Source organism: Pelotomaculum propionicicum (assembly GCF_004369225.1).
In the GTDB taxonomy this organism is placed as follows: domain Bacteria; phylum Bacillota; class Desulfotomaculia; order Desulfotomaculales; family Pelotomaculaceae; genus Pelotomaculum_B; species Pelotomaculum_B propionicicum.
This window is the reverse complement of record NZ_QFFZ01000087.1, coordinates 1-5,852: the sequence shown is the minus strand read 5'-3', so window position 1 is coordinate 5,852 and position 5,852 is coordinate 1. Positions and strand designations below refer to the sequence as shown.

At 51.4% G+C, this 5,852-nt stretch carries 5 protein-coding genes; all 5 read right to left on the bottom strand.

Annotated elements, in window-relative coordinates:
• On the bottom strand, positions 1 to 421 hold a 421-nt coding region (locus Pmgp_RS18605), incomplete at its 3' end, for a hypothetical protein (RefSeq protein ID WP_205078061.1).
• 416 nt (positions 422 to 837) lie between these two features.
• Positions 838 to 1,578 (bottom strand): ComF family protein, encoded by a 741-nt coding sequence (locus Pmgp_RS18600; protein ID WP_134216088.1) that lies wholly within the window; start codon positions 1,576 to 1,578, stop codon positions 838 to 840.
• Between the two features lie 238 nt (positions 1,579 to 1,816).
• Positions 1,817 to 3,508, bottom strand: coding sequence for a sensor domain-containing diguanylate cyclase (locus tag Pmgp_RS18595; RefSeq protein ID WP_134216086.1), 1,692 nt, complete (start codon positions 3,506 to 3,508; stop codon positions 1,817 to 1,819).
• A gap of 65 nt (positions 3,509 to 3,573) precedes the next feature.
• Positions 3,574 to 4,017 carry a glycosyltransferase family 2 protein gene (locus tag Pmgp_RS18590; RefSeq protein WP_134216084.1) on the bottom strand — a complete coding sequence of 148 codons (444 nt, stop codon included), beginning with the start codon at positions 4,015 to 4,017 and terminating at the stop codon, positions 3,574 to 3,576.
• Between the two features lie 93 nt (positions 4,018 to 4,110).
• Positions 4,111 to 5,301: a methionine adenosyltransferase gene (gene metK, locus Pmgp_RS18585; protein WP_134216082.1), complete on the bottom strand. Its 1,191-nt coding sequence runs from the start codon at positions 5,299 to 5,301 to the stop codon at positions 4,111 to 4,113.
• Positions 5,302 to 5,852 lie beyond the last annotated feature (551 nt).

Below are 5,852 nucleotides of genomic sequence, written 5' to 3'. Positions count from 1 at the left end.
TGTATCCGAGCATATGATAACGTTCGACATATTCATTCCACAGACGAATCTCTTTTTGAACCCGTACCGGCTCTAGTTGGATGGGAGCATACGCCGACACACTCCCTCTTAGTTCCTCTTCTGGTTCGGTAGCAGTTCCGATGATGACTGTTTCTTTCCCTGAAGAAGTCGCCTTTCTTTTTTCCGGAAGGCGAATCCATTCCTTCGCCTCCAGCTTTCGCAGTAACTCGCGGCAAGATTCCAGCTTTGGTTTCCCGTTTGGTCCATACCACGACAGGGTTTCACATAGCGTATGCGCCAATTCCTTTTGACTCAATCGGGGAAACAACCGGATCACTTCCTTAATGTGTTCCAGTTCTTCCCTTGTAAAAATGCGTCCGTTCAAGAGAACTTCCTCAGGCCAATCTTCATGTATCGTCATAGTGTGGCTCCTTTTTAAAATTTCCCACACTATTGTCTCATATTTATTTTGTGGTGTCCAGTGCTATTTTGCGAAAAACTTTTTCTCCCCAACTCTTATAAACCTTGTCAGTTATAAATCTTTAGATTCATGCGTCAGCTCTGATTTGAACCTTTGTTAACCATCACGACAGTTTAAAAAACTTGTTTTTTGATTCAACAGGCCCTTTTCCGGTAAATTTAAATTACTGTTAAGGGACTCTTCAAAATGTCGAAAAATTACTTGTTGAAAGCCGTTTGTGCAGAAAAACCTGTGGATAATGTGGATAATGTTGTTAATAACTTATAAATTCAGCAGTTTTTAATGTTAGTAAATTAGAATTCTCCCAAAATAGATGTCATTTTATGTAAAAGCCTGGCACGTTTTTTGTAGAAACTTCAGAAATACCTGCCGGCGGCGGCAGTCAGGGCAAACACTTGTCCTGCCCCGGCTTTGCGAACAACAGAGGCTGCTGACGACATGGTGCTGCCGGTGGTGAAAACATCATCGATTATGAGGATACTCCTGCCCCGAAGAGCACCGGAATCTGTCACTCTGAAGGCGCCCATCAGGTTGGATTCCCTGGCGGCTCTGGGTAGGCCGGCCTGCGGGCTTGTCTCAAAATCTTTTACCAGCAGCCCCTCGCTTACAGGTATCTGCAGCAGCGAGCCAACTTCCTTCGCCAGCAGGGCTGCCTGGTTAAACCCTCTCCGCCGGAGCTTCTCATTCGATAACGGCATAGGCAGGGCCAGGTCGAGATGGGGGAATACAGGACCGGCGCAGGCTGCTTCCGCCATCAGACGCGCCAGGCAGATGGCCAGGCTGCGGCGCCCCGTATACTTAAACCGGTGAATAGCGTCTTTCAAAACACTCTCATATGGCCCGGCCGCCCTGGCCCGGACAAAAGGCCAGCTATGTTTGCGGCATTCATAACAAAAATGGACCGCTACTGACGGAAAAACCGCTCCTTTCCCGGCATAGCGGCCGCACCTGGCGCAGTAAGGCTCCTTCCCGTAACCGTCAATGATCTTGCGGCACTTCCCACAAACATCCTCCCCCCGGCGCCGGCCGCCGCACAAGGGGCACTCCGGTCCCTCGGGGAAAACCAGGTTGAGCAAAGCTTTCCACAGCAACTTCATCCAATCGTACTCATGAGGTATTTCACAATTCCGGCCCTTACCGGATTATTATGTATGCAGCGGCTTAACCCGAACAAGTAACTTTCATTGTTAACTATCCCACTCTTTTCTCTGGCTTGCCATGGCACATTTATCACCTCATAACAACTTTACCACACATTACCAGACAAGGCAAGTTCCGTTATCACGTAGCATAACTTACCAGAAAAAGAACGTTCCCATTTGTTACCATTTGCTGCTAGCCGATAAGTACGGCGGCTGATTCAACACAGTCGCCTCCGGCAGCCTTGGCCTTGTCCAGGGCTCGCTGGGCGGCTCTAAAAAGGCCGGCCGCATCGCCGGCGTCCTGGGGGAACTCTGCCAGGCCCACACTCACAGTCAACCTGGCAGAGCGACCTTCATCCCGGAGAAAAGTGTGTTCCCGCGCCTTTCTCCAGAGGATTTCAGCAATTTCATGCAGGCGGCGGCCTCCCGCGCCGGGAAGCAGCAGGGCAAACTCATCACCACCGTAGCGCGCGGTAATATCATCTGTACGGATGCTGCTCACGATTAACAGGGCCAGTTCCTCCAGAGCCATTTCCCCGGCCTCGCGGCCGTAATGCCGGTCAAAAGCTTTGAAGCGGTCTATATCCAATATGATCAAACCGACTGTAAATCCGGACTCCCTTGAGCTCTCACATATTTCAGATGCCATCGAGGAAAATGAATTGAAGCTCAACAGCCCGGTCAGGGTATCCCGCGACACGGCTTGATCCAGTCGCTGGCGCAGGACGGAGTTTTCTAAAGCGATAGAGGCCTGCCCGGCCAGTACGGTCATAATATGCAGGTGTTTTTCATCAAAAGCAAGCGGTCGTTTTTCCCCCAGCACGATAACTCCCAGGGCGTCCCTGCCTGAAAACAGGGGGATGATCAGCAGCGAGCGCATGACCTGGCATAATCCTTCCTCATGTCTGGCCCGGGGGTCGTTCCTGGTGTCGAAAACTATATCCGGCTTCCTGTTTTCCAGGGACTGGCCGATAATCCCCTCCCCCACAAATACAGTGGTGGCCAAAAGCTGTTTGGCATACGGGCCGGTGGCCGCGGCAGGCAGGCAGGCTTCTTCTTCCTCCTGGCGCAGGTAGGCCACCCCGTTGTGAAAAGGCACTGCCTTTTTGGTATTTCTTAAAACCATCTCCATTAATTTTACCGGGCTTGGTTTATCTTCTAAAAACCTGGCTACCTGATAAAAGGTGGTCAGCTCCCTATTGGTCACCTGCAGACGGACATAAAAACGCAGAAAAAACTGGAGGGCCAACACTCCAAAAAACAGCGTCAAAGTTCCCGTAAGCCCTGTATATTTATAGATCATGGCGATAAGAATACCCTGGGGCACAGTAAACAGATAGGTCAGCCCGTCCCACCTGATAGCGTCCGACCAATTCAGGCGCCCGGTACTGCTGTGCCTGCGCGGCAGCAGGTACAGGTAAACCAGCAGGTGGTTGACCGTAACGTAGGCGGCTGTGAAAATAAGCAGGGGGAAAATATTGGTAATCCCGACCAAACCCTGGACGCCGCCGCTCAGTTGAAAAAGTAAACACGCCGCCGCTGCCGCCAGCGTATACTGCCCGGCGTTAAAAAGGACGGTCCGCACGGGGTTGCCCCGGTTGGCGATACCCTGCCCGATCAGGGCGGCCAGGCCGTTTACCCAGACAGCTGCAGCCGGCCCGTAGATTAAAAAGCTGGACAGGATCAGGGCAAAGCCACCTGAAAGCTGGCCGTGCGGGAAGGGGACCGCCAGGCACTCAGCCAGCACACCCAGGAAAACCACTGTCAGCAGCTCCCGCAGGCTGTCCAGTTCCAGCGCGGGGAAGAGGCCGGCCAGCTGCCACACAGCCAGTCCAACTACCAGCCAGGAATATATGACGTGAACTGCTCCCTGCCTTGAACGCACTGAAATGCACCCCGCTTATCTCACGTAAACAACGGGAAAACCCTAACTCATATTTCGACTTTAATCTACGATTTACCTTCGTTTAGATGGGAGAGACGGTAAAATAGAGGCGCATCCAGCAGATCTTTCCCGCTCAGCCCTCTTACGTCAAAGTGCATAGCGCCGTTCAATTCACCTTCTTGCGAACTGGAGCCGGTAGTACCACAGCTACCGGATTCACAAGTATTTAAAAACCTGAAAGGATATACCCCGGCCAGCCGTTTTAGAATATCTGGCGTGCGGTCGCAAGAGGAGTTGTCAACGATTACCACATCCAACCTGGAATTATTTTTAACTAGGGAATACAGCTTACGCACGAAACCTTCAACCCATGGCTCCTGATCTTTAACTGTTATCACCAGTTTGATCCTGCCGGAAGATGTCTGACGCCTGCTTGCGAGCCCAATTCTTCTGATCAAGTAAAACCCGGCCAGAAGAAGCAACGCCAGTAACAGTATGAACAACTTCAAAAAACTCACCCCCGTGTCCTTTATGCAAACTATGCAGACAGGACTTCAGGGGTGATATTAACTGAAACCAAATTGATAAATAACCGCTCTTAGCTAGAGACCCGCCGAACGCCTGAGCGCCTCCGCCTTATCGGTGCGCTCCCAGGGCAGGTCGAGGTCGTTCCTGCCAAAATGTCCATAGGCCGCTACTTTCTTGTAAATAGGCCGGCGCAGGTCTAGTTCCTTGATAATGGCCGCCGGGCGCAGGTCAAAATGCTGTCGCACCAGATTTACCAGCAGTTGCTCGTCAATTTTACCTGTGCCGAAGGTCTCGACCATGACTGAAACCGGGTGGGCCACACCAATCGCGTAAGCAACCTGAAATTCACACTTATCGGCCAGACCCGCGGCTACAATGTTTTTAGCAACGTAACGGGCGGCGTAACTGGCGGAGCGGTCAACCTTAGTAGGATCCTTGCCGGAGAAAGCGCCACCGCCGTGTCTGGCCATACCGCCGTATGTATCCACTATGATTTTCCTGCCGGTCAGGCCGGTATCACCCTGAGGACCGCCAACCACAAAGCGTCCGGTCGGGTTTACAAAAAACCTGGTTCCCGCATCCAGAAATTCATCCGGCACGATTGGCTTTATTACTTCCTTCAGCACGTCCCGCCGGATTTCCTCCAATGATACCCTGGGGTGATGCTGAGTCGAAACAACAATGTTATCCACCCGCAGAGGGCGGCCGTTTTCGTATTCGACTGTAACCTGGGTTTTGCCGTCCGGCCGCAGATAAGGAACAATCCTGCCCTTCCGTACTTCAGCCAGGCGCCTGGCCAACCGGTGCGCCAGCGCGATAGGCAACGGCATTAATTCCGGCGTTTCATCGGTAGCATAACCAAACATCATACCCTGGTCACCAGCGCCGGTTAAATCGAATTCATCGACACCCTCTTCACATTCCCTGGTTTCCAGCGCCCGGTTCACCCCCCGGGCGATATCGCAGGATTGTTCATCAATTGAAGTGATAACCGCGCAGGTGTCACAATCGAAACCATACTTGGCTCTGGTATAGCCGATTTCGCGTATAGTATCCCTGGCCACCCTGGGTATGTCGATATAACAGTTGGTGGTAATTTCGCCCGCAACAAGGACCAACCCCGTGGTAACCAGGGTTTCGCAAGCAATGCGGGCCATAGGATCACTTTCAAAAATTGAGTCTAATACCGCATCTGAAATTTGGTCGGCAACTTTATCAGGATGCCCCTCGGTCACTGACTCCGAGGTAAAAAGCCGCCTGCTCATAGCAATTCCTCCTTAAGTTTGTACAAGCCCTAAGCAGAAAATCAAACCTCCGGTTCAGAGACTTGGATCTGGCTATGACCGTACCCTCTAACAAGTAAAAACGTGCAGGATTAATATATTTTAACAACACGAGACGATAAATGTCAACAAACTACGCGGCGGGCCAGAGCTGACGCATGAAAATGTTTTTTAAATCTTGCGGGGTCTGGAATTGACGTTTTCGCAACTATTGCCTATTCGGTTATTCCAAAAATCACCGGTTTATCCGTATCAACACATCCTTAACTAAACCGTTTCTGCTCGTTTTAGCATGCCGGACATCTTCAACGGAAAGACGAGTAGCGCCGCGCAACCGCTGCCTAAGCTGTCTGTATCAGTTCAATTCGCTATGCCGCCAAACGGCTTGTTTTCCAATTTTCTTCGCGCACTAGTCGCAATTGACCGGGAGATTCGGTCAGCCGGCGAAGCCGCCCTGTATCCAACTCACTATAGGTCATAGCTTCATAAAACTTCTTGATGAAAGACTGAACCCCGACTGTTTTGACATGTTC